General features: G+C 66.4%; 12 protein-coding genes and 1 pseudogene. 7 read left to right on the forward strand and 6 right to left on the reverse strand.

Features of this window, described 5'->3' with window-relative positions:
• The 3 genes and pseudogenes from kdsB to JYJ84_RS17575 all read left to right on the forward strand — a co-directional run.
• On the forward strand, positions 1-638 hold a 638-nt coding region (gene kdsB, locus JYJ84_RS17565; protein ID WP_205189323.1), incomplete at its 5' end, for a 3-deoxy-manno-octulosonate cytidylyltransferase.
• 208 nt (positions 639-846) lie between these two features.
• A complete protein-coding gene (adk, locus tag JYJ84_RS17570) occupies positions 847-1,509 on the forward strand; it encodes an adenylate kinase (protein ID WP_043190056.1) in 663 nt (220 codons plus the stop codon).
• Positions 1,510-1,989: 480 nt separating this feature from the next.
• Positions 1,990-2,749, forward strand: a pseudogene (locus JYJ84_RS17575) (SDR family NAD(P)-dependent oxidoreductase).
• A gap of 67 nt (positions 2,750-2,816) precedes the next feature.
• Here JYJ84_RS17575 and JYJ84_RS17580 read toward each other — a convergent pair.
• A complete protein-coding gene (locus JYJ84_RS17580) occupies positions 2,817-3,659 on the reverse strand; it encodes a SirB1 family protein (protein WP_175223431.1) in 843 nt (280 codons plus the stop codon).
• An 8-nt stretch (positions 3,660-3,667) separates the two neighbouring features.
• On the reverse strand, positions 3,668-5,218 hold the full coding sequence (gene murJ / locus JYJ84_RS17585; protein ID WP_122946114.1) for a murein biosynthesis integral membrane protein MurJ: 1,551 nt from the start codon (positions 5,216-5,218) through the stop codon (positions 3,668-3,670).
• Positions 5,219-5,522: 304 nt separating this feature from the next.
• On the opposite strand from murJ, the gene rpsT reads away from it, so the two are divergent.
• Complete coding sequence (gene rpsT, locus JYJ84_RS17590) at positions 5,523-5,795, forward strand: 30S ribosomal protein S20 (RefSeq protein ID WP_039368270.1); 273 nt, start codon at positions 5,523-5,525, stop codon at positions 5,793-5,795.
• Between the two features lie 153 nt (positions 5,796-5,948).
• On the opposite strand, the gene JYJ84_RS17595 is transcribed toward rpsT, so the two are convergent.
• Entirely contained in the window at positions 5,949-6,269 is a 321-nt protein-coding gene (locus tag JYJ84_RS17595) for a DUF3579 domain-containing protein (protein WP_122946115.1), read from the reverse strand.
• A 414-nt stretch (positions 6,270-6,683) separates the two neighbouring features.
• Between JYJ84_RS17595 and argF the strand changes: the two genes are divergently transcribed.
• A complete protein-coding gene (gene argF, locus JYJ84_RS17600) occupies positions 6,684-7,613 on the forward strand; it encodes an ornithine carbamoyltransferase (protein WP_043190066.1) in 930 nt (309 codons plus the stop codon).
• A 94-nt stretch (positions 7,614-7,707) separates the two neighbouring features.
• Here the strand turns inward: argF and murB are convergent, their stop codons facing one another.
• Positions 7,708-8,757: a UDP-N-acetylmuramate dehydrogenase gene (gene murB, locus JYJ84_RS17605; protein ID WP_175223430.1), complete on the reverse strand. Its 1,050-nt coding sequence runs from the start codon at positions 8,755-8,757 to the stop codon at positions 7,708-7,710.
• 135 nt (positions 8,758-8,892) lie between these two features.
• On the opposite strand from murB, the gene JYJ84_RS17610 reads away from it, so the two are divergent.
• Positions 8,893-9,378, forward strand: a complete 486-nt coding sequence (locus tag JYJ84_RS17610; RefSeq protein ID WP_122946117.1) for a YajQ family cyclic di-GMP-binding protein — start codon at positions 8,893-8,895, stop codon at positions 9,376-9,378.
• A gap of 79 nt (positions 9,379-9,457) precedes the next feature.
• Here JYJ84_RS17610 and plsY read toward each other — a convergent pair whose 3' ends face one another.
• Positions 9,458-10,096, reverse strand: a complete 639-nt coding sequence (plsY, locus tag JYJ84_RS17615) for a glycerol-3-phosphate 1-O-acyltransferase PlsY (protein WP_175223429.1) — start codon at positions 10,094-10,096, stop codon at positions 9,458-9,460.
• A gap of 108 nt (positions 10,097-10,204) precedes the next feature.
• On the reverse strand, positions 10,205-10,696 hold the full coding sequence (ybaK, locus tag JYJ84_RS17620) for a Cys-tRNA(Pro) deacylase (RefSeq protein WP_174955467.1): 492 nt from the start codon (positions 10,694-10,696) through the stop codon (positions 10,205-10,207).
• Between the two features lie 65 nt (positions 10,697-10,761).
• Here ybaK and JYJ84_RS17625 point away from each other — a divergent pair.
• Positions 10,762-11,290 (forward strand): AMP-binding protein (locus JYJ84_RS17625; protein WP_374102110.1); only part of this gene is annotated, 529 nt, incomplete at its 3' end.

Below are 11,290 nucleotides of genomic sequence, written 5' to 3' on the forward strand. Positions count from 1 at the left end.
CGTCCGACGCGCAGAGCGTGCTCGATGCGGCGCGCGATCACGGCTTCGAAGCGGTGCTGACGCGTGCCGACCATCCGTCCGGCACCGACCGGCTCGCGGAAGTCGCGGCGACGTTCGGGTGGAGCGACGACACCGTCGTCGTCAACGTGCAGGGCGACGAGCCGCTGATCGACCCCGTACTCGTGCGCGACGTAGCGTCGCACCTCGCCGCGCATCCGGCCTGCGCGATTGCGACGGCCGCCCACCCGATCCACGATGCGGCCGACGTGTTCAACCCGAACGTCGTGAAGGTCGCGCTCGATGCGCAGAGCGTCGCGCTGTACTTTTCGCGCGCGCCGATTCCGTGGAGCCGGGACGCGTACCAGCCGCACTGGCCCGACGTCGCGGCCATGCCTGCGCCGGCTTTCCCGGTCTATCGGCACATCGGCCTCTATGCGTATCGCGCGCGTTTCCTGCGCACGTATCCGACGCTTGCGCAGGCGCCGATCGAACAGGCCGAGCAGCTCGAACAGTTGCGCGCGCTGTGGCACGGCGAGCGTATCGCAGTGCTGATCACCGAGTCCGCGCCCGAAGCCGGAATCGACACGCCGGCCGATCTCGCACGCGTGCAGGCCCTTTTTCAGCCGGGATCAAAATAACCCGTGGCATAATCAGGCGATTGTGCGAGCCGTCCGCGACCAGCGCGTCCTCGCTTGACCCCGCCCGCGGCCCTGCCGGCAGCCGCGCGTCGCTCAACCCGACGCGCCGCATCAGACCGGTCCGCCACGCGCCAGGCAAGCCCCGCGCACGCCGTCGCCGGCGCTTTTTGCGTCTCGCCACACGAATCTACATACTGGAGATATCACCATGCGTTTGATCCTGTTGGGCGCGCCCGGCGCGGGAAAGGGCACCCAGGCAAACTTCATCAAGGAAAAGTTCGGCATCCCGCAAATCTCGACGGGCGACATGCTGCGCGCGGCCGTGAAGGCCGGCACGCCGCTCGGCGTCGAGGCGAAGGGCTACATGGACGCCGGCAAGCTCGTGCCGGACGCGCTGATCATCGGCCTCGTCAAGGAGCGCCTGAAGGAATCCGACTGCGCGAACGGCTATCTGTTCGACGGTTTCCCGCGCACGATCGCGCAGGCTGACGCGATGAAGGAAGCCGGCGTCGCGATCGACTACGTGCTCGAGATCGACGTGCCGTTCTCGGAAATCATCGAGCGCATGAGCGGCCGCCGCACGCACCCGGCATCGGGCCGCACGTACCACGTCAAGTTCAACCCGCCGAAGGTCGAGGGCCATGACGACGTGACGGGCGAGCCGCTGATCCAGCGCGACGACGACAAGGAAGAAACCGTCAAGAAGCGTCTCGAAGTGTACGAAGCGCAGACCAAGCCGCTGATCACGTACTACGGCGACTGGGCGCAGCGCGGCGAGGAAAACGGCCTGAAGGCCCCGCAGTATCGCAAGATCTCGGGCCTCGGCGGCGTCGACGAGATCCGTGAGCGCGCGTTTGGCGCACTGAAGTAAGCCGCGCGTCGCGCACCCGCGAGCCGCCCTTTTCGGGCGGCTTTTTTTTGCCCGGACGGAATTCGCACGACCGTTCAGGTCTCGCCGCCGCCGGAAGGTGCCCCGTACAATCGGTCGAGTGCCGGACGTGCCGGCATTTCAATTTCAACCAATCGCGCGGCATCGAACCAGGCAACGGCTTTGCGCGGAACCGCAACAGGCACCGAAGCGCCAGGGGGTGACCGCTTTGCATGGGATCGCCCTAGGCACTAAAGCGCCAAGAGCGATCGGCCACCTTGCATGGGACCTCCCTAGGCGCTAAAGCGCCAAGAGCGGTCGACCGCCTTGCATGGGACCTCCCCAGGCGCTAAAGCGCCAAGGGCGGTCGACCGCCTTGCATGGGACCTCCCCAAGCACTAAAGCGCCAAGGGCGATCGACCGCCTTGCATGGGACCTCCCTAGGCGCTAAAGCGCCAAGGGCGGTCGACACCGGAGACAGTCATGGAAATTCGCGGCAACGTATTTCTGATCACGGGCGGGGCATCGGGCCTCGGCGCCGGCACGGCGCGGATGCTCGCGCAGGCAGGCGGCACGGTCGTGCTCGCCGACCTGAACGACGCGGCAGGCACCGCGCTCGCGACCGAGCTGGGCGGCAGCTTCGTGCATTGCGACGTGTCGAGCGAGGCCGACGCGCAGGCAGCCGTCAGCGCGGCGACACGTGCCGGCACGCTGCGTGGCCTCGTGAACTGCGCGGGCATCGCGCCGGCCGCGAAGACCGTCGGCAAGGACGGCGCGCATCCGCTCGACGTGTTCGCGAAGACGATCAACGTGAATCTCGTCGGCACGTTCAACATGATCCGGCTCGCCGCCGCCGCGATGGCCGCCACCGCGCCGACCGCGGAAGGCGAGCGTGGCGTGATCGTGAGTACCGCGTCGGTTGCCGCATTCGACGGACAGATCGGCCAGGCCGCGTACGCGGCATCGAAGAGCCGGCGTCGCGGGCATGACGCTGCCGATCGCACGCGACCTGTCGCGCAGCGGCATCCGCGTGATGACGATCGCGCCCGGCCTGTTCGAGACGCCGATGCTGCTCGGCATGCCGCAGGACGTGCAGGACGCGCTCGGCGCGATGGTGCCGTTCCCGCCGCGGCTCGGCAAACCGGCCGAATACGCGCTGCTGGTGCGCCAGATCGTCGAGAATCCGATGCTCAACGGCGAAGTGATCCGCCTCGACGGCGCGATCCGGATGCAGCCGAAATAAGCACGCAAAAAAAACGCCCGCAGCGCGGGCGTTTTTCATGCAGGGTGCCGGCAAGCACGGCGGCGGCTCAATCCTCGCCGTCGCGCTGCATCCGCTGCCGCAATTCGGTCACCTGCGACTCGACGACGGTGGCGTCGTCCGCGTCCGGCCGCTCGCCGAGATACTGCTCGAGATCCTCGAGCGCAGGCCGCAGGTAATCGAGCCGCGCATACGCGAAACCGCGGTCGCGAACTTCGTCGAGGTGCTCGGGCAACAGGATCACGAGCCGCTGCTGCACCGCGAGCAGCCGCTGCCAGCGTTCCGTCTGAAGATAGATCGTCTTCAGGTTGCGCAGCATCCGCGCGATGATCTCGCGGCTCGTCGCCGGCTGCAGCAGCGCGCGCAACGCGCTGTCGACCGCCCCGGCCGCACGCGCGACGTACGGCTCGAGCATCTCGACCATCTCGGCTTCGGACAGCGAATGACCGTTGGCCGGATCGATGATCAGGTCGCCGTCCGGCAGCGTGACACGCAGCAGGAAATGGCCGGGGAACGAGACGCCGCGCGCCGGCACGCCGATCTGCTCGGCGAGCTCCAGATACAGCACCGACAGCGAGATCGGGATCCCGCGCCGCCGCTTCATCACGGCATTCAGGTGGCTGTTATCGGGGTCGTAGTAATCGTTGTGATTGCACGCGAAGCCGAGCTCGCGGAAGAAGAAATCGTTCAGCGCGGCGACGCGGCCCTTCAGGTCCGTATCGTCGGCGAACCGCCGGCGCAGCCGCGCCGCCAGCATGTCGAGTTCGGCCAGCGTGCCCTGCAGGTCGAGGTCGGGATACGCGTCCTGTGCCAGCGACAGCGCCGCTTCCGTGACGGGCAGGCTGTCGTCGTCCGCCACGAGCGTGCTGAAGTAGTCGAGGACGCGGGTCATTGCGGTCGTCACTTGGCGCGCCTTCTGAAATAAGCGTATTTGAAGCCCATCACCCACAACATACCGAAATATAGTGCAGCGAACAGCACGAGGCACGCGGCCATCAGCGCGATGCGATCGAGCGGCTGCGCGCGCATCCCGGTCCAGTCGAAGCTGATCGACAGCCAGTGCATCAGGCCCGCAAGCACGAGCGTCGCACCGATCAGCTGCACGAAGAAGCGCAGCCAGCCCGGCGACGGCTGGTAGATGCCACGCTTGCGCAGCCCGATGAACAGCAGCAGCGAGTTCAGGCACGCGCCGACGCCGATGCTCAGCGTCAGGCCCGCGTGGCCGATCAGCGGCACGAACACGTAGTTCGAGATCTGCGTGACGATCAGCACGCCGATCGCGATCTTCACGGGCGTCTTGATGTCCTGCTTCGCATAGAAGCCCGGCGCGAGGATCTTGATCAGGATGATGCCGACGAGGCCGATCCCGTAGGTCGCCAGCGCGCGCGCGACCATCGTCACGGTATGCGCGTCGAACTTGCCGTAGTTGAACAGGGTCGCGGTGAGCGGCGTCGCGAAGAAGAACAGCGCGAGCGCGCTCGGTGCCGCGAGCAGGAACGTGACGCGCAGCCCCCAGTCGAGCAGCGCCGAATACTCGTGCGAATCGGCATCGACGTGCGCCTTCGACAGGCTCGGCAGCAGGATCGTGCCGAGCGCGACGCCGAGCAGCGCCGTCGGGAATTCCATCAGACGATCGGCGTAGTTGATCCACGACACGGCGCCCTGCCCGAGCCGCGACGCAATGTTGGTGTTGATGATCAGCGACAGTTGCGCGACCGACACCGCGAACGTCGCGGGCACCATCTTCGCGAGCACGCGCTTCACGCCCGGGTGGCGCAGCGCGCGCAGCGGGTTGAGGCCGATCAGCGGCACCATGTCGATCTTCTTCAGGCCCGGCAGCTGCACGAGGAACTGCAGCACGCCGCCGACGATCACGGCCCACGCGAGCGCGAACACCGGCACCTTCAGGTGCGGCGCGACGAACACGGCCGCGCCGATGAACGCGACGTTGAGCAGCACCGGCGCGAACGCGGGCAGCGAGAAGCTCTTGTACGTGTTCAGCACGCCAGAGGCGAGCGTCGTCAGCGAGATGAACACGATGTACGGGAACATGATCCGCGTCATCGTGACCGCGAGCGGGAACGCCTGCCCGTCGGTGTGCAGGCCGGACGCGACCGCGAACACGACCCACGACGCGCCGGCGATCCCGAGGACCGACAGCACGGCAAGCGCCCACGCGAGCACGGTGGACATCGCGTCGACGAGCGCTTTCGTCGCATCGTGCCCCTGCTGGTTCTTGAACTCGGCGAGGATCGGCACGAACGCCTGCGAGAACGCGCCTTCTGCAGACAGGCGGCGCAGCAGGTTCGGGATACGGAAGGCGACGTAGAACGCGTCGGTGTATTGACTGGCGCCGAACGCACGGGCGATCAGCGTCTCGCGGGCCAGTCCGGTCACGCGCGACAGCAGCGTGAAGCCGCTGACCGTCAGCAGGGCTCGGAATAGATTCATGGGGCGCTTATTATACGGACGTTGCGCGACCCGGCCAGCGGCCGATGCTGAAAAGCGCACAAGCCGCCGGCGCCCCGACTGGCGGGGGTCACGTTAAACTTGCCACGCGCTTGATTTTGTTGCTATAATCGCCGGTTTCTGGGCTCGTACATGCACGGCAACTGCCGTTTTCATGTCCCTGCCTCGGTTAAAATCACCGTTTTTTTATGCGCCCCTGGGCAATCGTTCTCAGGGGACGGATCGAAAAGCAGCGCTTGGCCGTCAGGCTCCAAGCTCTGGAAACAGGACAGGATAAGGAACCGTCATGGCTAACTCCGCACAAGCACGCAAGCGCGCCCGCCAGGCCGCGAAGGCAAACTCGCACAACTCGGCGCTGCGCTCGAAATTCCGTACCGCGATCAAGGCTGTTCGCAAGGCTGTCGACGCCGGCGACCAGGCAAAGGCTGCAGAGCTGTTCAAGTCTGCCGTCAAGACGATCGACACGATCGCCGACAAGAAGATCGTTCACAAGAACAAGGCCGCTCGCAGCAAGAGCCGCCTGGCCGCAGCCGTCAAGGGTCTGCAGGCAGCAGCGTAAATCCGGTGCGCCCGCTCACGCGGGCGTTCCTGTTTCCTGCGATCGCAAAAAAGCCCGCCTAGGCGGGCTTTTTTGTCGCCTGTCGCCGGCGCATCGTGCGGGCCGCGACATTTGCCTGGGCGGGCGCGACAAGCGCCCTCGCCCAGGCCGGCATCACTTCTTCTCGTTGTAGTCCGGCAGTTCGCACGCCTCGGTGACGACGAGGTTGTTGTCCTTCGCGAAATTCAGCACGAAATCGAACGCCATCGGCTCGACGTCGCGCAGCCGGGAATCGAGGATCACGCATTTCAGGTCGCCGAGCATCGTCGGACGCACGTAGAGCGAATACTGGAGACGCGCGTTCCGCCCGCTCGCCCCCGGCCCGAAGCAGGCCATCACACCGGCCAGACGTTCCGACCAGTCGCTCGGGCGAAACTTTTTCCCGTCTTTCGTGATGCCCTGGATGAAGAATTCGGTCGGAGGGGTTTCAGCCATGTGGTTACCCAAGTGACGGCCCGGCGATGTCCAGGCAACGGCGCCTGGATACGCGAACACAAAGCTGGAACGGACGGCGGCATGAGCATTCCGATATCCCGAAAACGGGACGTCGACGCGCGCCGCCGGTAGACTGCACCGGATTTGTGCAGCGCACGGCTTGTGTCCGGCAGAGCGCGAGGAGGCTTGCCTGCCGGGCTGGAGAAAACTTTCGAATTATACCGCAGCGCGCCATCGCGCGTCGTCCCGACACCCCGCCTTCCGCACCGCCAGCCGCGCGCGGCGATCGTGCCCCGCTTCTCTCCACGGCTCGTCAAAGCACAGAAAATCCTTTATGCTGCTTTGAGTTATCCACACCCGACGGCGGCGCCGTCCGGCCTCGCTGCCGGGTGACATCCCGCTGCATCCTGCTTCATGACCGCCAAAACCATTCGTCACTACCTGCAGTTCAAGGATTTCTCGCTGGAAGACTACGAGTACGTGCTGGAGCGCACGGGTATCCTGAAGCGCAAGTTCAAAAACTACGAGACCTACCACCCGCTGCACGACCGCACGCTCGCGATGATCTTCGAGAAGAGCTCGACGCGCACGCGCCTGTCGTTCGAGGCCGGGATCTTCCAGCTTGGCGGCCATGCCGTCTTCATGAGCACGCGCGACACGCAGCTCGGCCGCGGCGAACCCGTCGAGGATTCCGCGCAGGTCATCTCGCGGATGGTCGACATCATCATGATCCGCACGTTCGAGCAGGAGGTCATCAAGCGCTTCGCGGACAATTCCCGCGTACCGGTGATCAACGGCCTGACGAACGAATATCACCCGTGCCAGGTGCTCGCCGACATCTTCACGTACTACGAGCACCGCGGCCCGATCGCCGGCAAAACGGTCGCGTGGGTCGGCGATGCGAACAACATGCTCTACACGTGGATCGAAGCCGCGCAGATTCTCGGCTTCAAGCTGCGCCTGTCCACGCCGCCCGGCTACGCGCTCGACATGAAGCTCGTGTCGCCCGACAGCGCACCGTTTTACGAGGTGTTCGACGATCCGAACGAAGCGTGCAAGGGCGCCGATCTCGTCACCACCGACGTGTGGACGAGCATGGGCTTCGAGGCCGAGAACGAAGCCCGCATGCAGGCGTTCGCCGACTGGTGCGTCGACGAGGAAATGATGGGTCACGCGAACCCGGACGCCCTCTTCATGCACTGCCTGCCCGCGCACCGCGGTGAGGAAGTGACGGCCGGCGTGATCGACGGCCCGCAGAGCGTCGTGTGGGACGAAGCGGAAAACCGCCTGCACGTGCAGAAGGCACTGATGGAGTTCCTGCTGCTCGGCCGCCTCAAGCACTGACTGACGCGCCGGCACCCGGCAATCCATGAAAAAAGCGCCGATCGACGATCGGCGCTTTTTGTTTGGGCGCGCGAAAAGCTGCGCGAAACCCGTATTACAGGCAGACGGGTTCCGGCTCGAGGTCGACGCCGAATTGCGCGTGCACGTCGGCCTGGATCGCCCGCGCCAGCGCGAGCACGTCGGCACCCGTCGCGCCGCCGCGATTGACGAGCACGAGCGCCTGACGGTCGTGTACGGCCGCCGCGCCCAGCGCACGCCCCTTCCAGCCGCAGCGGTCGATGAGCCAGCCGGCCGCGAGCTTGACCTGCCCGTCCGGCTGCGGATACGACACGACCTCGGGTGCGCGCTCGCGCAGCGCGTCGAACTGCGCGGCATCGATCACCGGATTCTTGAAGAAGCTGCCCGCGTTGCCGAGGACGAGCGGATCGGGCAGCTTCGCGCGGCGGATCGCGACGACCGCGTCGAACACGTCGCGTGGCGTGGCCGCATCGGGTGCGATGCCGTGCGCGTCGAGTTCGCGCGTGACGTCCGCGTAGCCGAGCCGCGGCGCCCACTGCTTCGGCAGCCGGAACGTCACCGATACGATCGCGAACCGGCCGCGCCCTTCCCGCTTGAAAAAGCTGTCGCGATAGCCGAACGCGCAGCGCGCGGCGTCAAAGTGCTCGCTGCGCCCCCTCGCCAGCTCGACCGCGACCAGCGAGTCGAAATACGCCTTCATCTCGAGGCCGTATGCGCCGATGTTCTGGATCGGTGCGGCGCCGACCGTGCCCGGAATCAGCGCGAGGTTCTCGAGGCCCGGCATCCCGTGCTCGAGCGTCCATGCGACGAATGCGTGCCAGTTCTCGCCGCCGCCAGCCTCGACGTACCACGCGTCGTCGTCCTCGCGCACGACGCGACGGCCCGCGATCTCGTCCAGCAGCACGACGCCGTCGAAATCGCGCGTGAACACGACGTTGCTGCCGCCGCCGAGCACGAGCTGCGGCAGGTTCGCGACGCGCGGGTCGCGATGGAGCGCCTCGAACTGCGACGCATGCGTGATGCGCGCGGCAAAGCGCGCGGTCGCGGCGATACCGAACGTGTTGTGCGCGGTAAGCGGATAGTCGGGAAGCAGCGACAGGGCGGAATCGTCAGGAGGCATCGGCATTCGCGGTCACGTCTGCGCGGGCGGCGCATGGCCGGCCTTGGGCAAACGGAGGGGCATCGGTAAAATGGCAAACAGTCCGCAATTATAGCGAGTGCCCGCGCGCGAGCCGGGTGCCGCATCTCAAGGGAGAAAACCATGCCATCGTTCGACGTCGTTTCCGAAGCAGACATGATCGAAGTGAAGAACGCCATCGAGCAGTCGAACAAGGAAATTTCGACGCGCTTCGACTTCAAGGGCTCCGACGCACGCGTCGAGCAGAAGGAACGCGAGCTGACGCTGTTCGCCGACGACGATTTCAAGCTCGGCCAGGTCAAGGACGTACTGATCAGCAAGCTGGCCAAGCGCAACGTCGACGTGCGCTTCCTTGACTACGGCAAGGTCGAGAAGATCGGCGGCGACAAGGTCAAGCAGATCGTCACCGTGAAGAAGGGCGTGTCGGGCGATCTCGCGAAGAAGATCGTGCGGCTAGTGAAGGACAGCAAGATCAAGGTGCAGGCGAGCATCCAGGGCGACGCGGTGCGCGTGAACGGCACGAAGCGCGACGACCTGCAAAGCGTGATCGCGATGCTGCGCAAGGACGTGACCGACACGCCGCTCGACTTCAACAACTTCCGCGACTGATCGCCAGACGATCCGTCACGTCATCCTGCCGGGCCCCGCATACGCGGCGCGCCCGGCATGCGGCAAGCGCCGCGCCTCCTCAGGCCTTCCCGCCGCCCGGTGCGCCGCCGTCCGCGGCCGCCTTCTTCTTGTCGCCGATCCGGCTCTCCTGCCCCGCCAGCAGCTTCGAAATGTTGCCGCGGTGGCGCCACACGAGCAGCACGCTCATCGCGAGCACGGCCCACGCGACCGGGTTGTGACCCGTGCCGAACAGGAACACGTCGAACACCGGCGCGAACACGGCCGCCACCAGCGCCGCGAGCGACGAATAGCGGAAGAAGAACGCGACGATCAGCCAGGTCAGCGCGGTCGCGAGCCCGAGCACCGGGTGCACGGCGAGCAGCACGCCGGCCGCGGTCGCGACGCCCTTGCCGCCCTGGAAGCGGAAGAACACCGGGTACAGGTGGCCGAGGAACACGGCGATCGCGACCCAGGCGACCGCGACCTCGGGCAGGCCGAAGTGCCGCGCGAGCCAGACGGCAATCCAGCCCTTGAATGCGTCGCCCACGAGCGTCAGGATCGCGGCCTTCTTGTTGCCGCTGCGCAGCACGTTGGTCGCGCCGGGATTCTTCGACCCGTACGAACGCGGGTCGGCCAGGCCCATCGCGCCACTGACGACGACGGCGAACGACACCGAACCGATCAGGTAGGCAATGAGGGCGGCGAGCAGGATCTGCATGCGGAGGACTCTTCTTTCAACGTATCGGTAAAGGGACGGCTGCGCGTGGCGGGCCGAAACGGCGCCCATTCTACCGAACGCGCGCGGCCTGCCACGAAGGTGAAACCCTCAGTCGACGCTCGCGCACTGCACGGGCTGCGCGCCGAGCACTGACGTGAGCACGGCCGGCGCGAGGCTGACGAGGTAGCCGCGACGGCCGCCGTTCAGGTAGATCGTCGGCAGTTCGAGGATCGTCGCCTCGACGTAGACGGGCATCGTCTTGCGTGTGCCGAACGGCGACGTGCCGCCGACGAGATAGCCCGAATGGCGGTTCGCGACCTCGGGCTTGCACGGCTCGACGCGCTTCGCGCCGATCTGCCGCGCGAGGTTCTTCGTCGATACGGTGCGGTCGCCGTGCATCAGCACGATCAGCGGCTTCGCGTGCTCATCTTCCATCACGAGCGTCTTCACGACGCTGTGCTCGTCGACGCCGAGCTGGCGCGCCGATTCGCCGGTGCCGCCGTGCTCGACGTAGTCGTACGGATGCTCGCCGAACGCAACGCCATGACGGCGCAACAGCTGGGTAGCCGGGGTTTCGGACACATGTCTGGATTTGCTCATGGCGGCATTTTAATGGCGAACGACCGGCGGGCGCGCAATGACGCACTCGCACCTGCGCCGGCGGTATACTCGCGGCCCGTTTTCCGCCGGGCGGCCTGCTGCGCCGCCGCAACGATTCCGTCCATCATCATTGCGGACATCGCGAAGCGCTATTGCCCGAATGGCCGATTGTGGCGCGCGTGCCGTCATGGCACGATCGTTCGCCAACCTCGTCAGCCGCCGCCCGCCCCTTTTCTGGAGACGCCATGTCCTCGTCCCTCCGTTCTTCCGAGCCGCTCGACGTCGAGGCGCTGCTCGCCGCGCTGCCTCGCCGCATCGCCGACGTGCCCGCACGCTGGGCCGCGCAGGCGCCCGCGCATCCGGCGCTGATCGAGGACGCGCGCCGCCTGTCGTACGGCGAGCTGTCGCAGGCCGTCGATGCGGCGGCCGCACGGCTCGCCAACCTCGGCGTGCAAGGCGGCGACCGCGTGATGATCGTCGCCGAAAACTGCGTCGCGCAGATCGTGCTGCTGTTCGCGGTCGCGCGCCTCGACGCGTGGGCACTCATGTCGAACGCGCGGCTGTCGGCCAGCGAACTCGACGCGATCGCCGCGC

This window comes from Burkholderia sp. LMG 13014 (assembly GCF_905232215.1).
Taxonomy (GTDB): Bacteria; Pseudomonadota; Gammaproteobacteria; order Burkholderiales; family Burkholderiaceae; genus Burkholderia.